Origin of the sequence: Xenorhabdus entomophaga, from assembly GCF_037996725.1 — a bacterium.
In the GTDB taxonomy this organism is placed as follows: Bacteria; Pseudomonadota; Gammaproteobacteria; order Enterobacterales; family Enterobacteriaceae; genus Xenorhabdus; species Xenorhabdus khoisanae.
This window is the reverse complement of sequence record NZ_JBBMXH010000261.1, coordinates 1-1,084: the sequence shown is the minus strand read 5'-3', so window position 1 is coordinate 1,084 and position 1,084 is coordinate 1. Positions and strand designations below refer to the sequence as shown.

At 48.6% G+C, this 1,084-nt stretch carries 2 protein-coding genes; both read left to right on the top strand.

All coding sequences use genetic code 11. From position 1 onward, the window contains the following. The first annotated feature begins 110 nt into the window (after positions 1 to 110). On the top strand, positions 111 to 515 hold the full coding sequence (locus tag AAC854_RS22640; RefSeq protein ID WP_340619057.1) for a helix-turn-helix domain-containing protein: 405 nt from the start codon (positions 111 to 113) through the stop codon (positions 513 to 515). Between the two features lie 25 nt (positions 516 to 540). Then, on the top strand, positions 541 to 1,077 hold the full coding sequence (locus AAC854_RS22635; protein ID WP_340619056.1) for an IS630 family transposase: 537 nt from the start codon (positions 541 to 543) through the stop codon (positions 1,075 to 1,077). The last annotated feature ends 7 nt before the right edge of the window (positions 1,078 to 1,084 follow it).

Sequence of the window (1,084 nt, the reverse complement as noted above, 5' to 3'; positions counted from 1 at the left end):
TAAGTTAGTCAGATAAATTATTTGCACGACTGTTATAATAGATAACACGATAATCTGACTTTCCGCCTGTTCTAATGAAATCGAAGATAACCCTTTCTGAGCCTGAACGAATGACATTGCAACAACTTGCTTTAAATCACCCACATCGGGACATCCGCACACGAGGAACCGGTTTGCTCATGCTTGCCAGAGGGATCAAGCCGTCCCAGATCACCGCTGAGATAGGATGTAGCCTCCGGGTTATCTACAACTGGGTTCACATATGGCACGATTCAGGGATAGCGGGATTATTAGGGGGGCATGCCGGAGGCCGGTATCTCGCCATGGCGCCTGAAATGATTGCGACTGCGGTCGAAGCCGCCAGTGCCGAGTCGCTGACTCTGGCCCGGATAGCCCAGCGTGTTGAGGAAAAACATGGTGTCCTGCCCTGTACGCTTGAAACGCTGGGAAATACCCTGAAAAAGCAAGGGCTCACCTATAAACGAACCCGCATGTCGCTAAAAAAAACGAAATGAAGCGGAGTTTGCTCAAAAATCCGCTTTGCTGAGTCACATTAAGGCCGGGGCACGGTCAGGCCATTACCGTCTGGTCTATTTTGATGAGGCGGGTTTTGCCGCGTCACCTCCGGTGCAATACGGATGGAGTCCACGGGGGAAGCCTCATGAGACGGAACCTCAAGACCATGTCAGACGGTCAGTTCTGGGGGCGTTAAATTACACGGATAACACCTTGTTTTACCGAACGATGTCAGGCAGTGTCACGCGGGTTGATGTCATTGATTTTTTAGAGCAGGTCGCCCAACAAGGGGACAACCGTCTGACATTTGTCGTGTTGGATAATGCGCCTATCCACCATAGGATCGAGAAGAAAATCACAAGTCGATGGTTACAAGAACACAACCTGTTTTTACTTTATCTTCCGGCCTACAGCCCAGAGCTGAACCTGATTGAAATTGTCTGGAAACAGGCCAAATACCACTGGCGACGCTTTATCACTTGGACTAAAGAGACAATGGAGCATGAGCTAAATACGTTATTGGGAAGTTATGGCAACAAATTTGCAATTAATTTCTCTTGAGGACTTA

Bases quoted from the DNA above. Each gene is read 5' to 3' on its own strand.
- AAC854_RS22640 (WP_340619057.1), top strand. From the start codon at position 111: ATGACATTGCAACAACTTGCTTTAAATCACCCACATCGGGACATCCGC.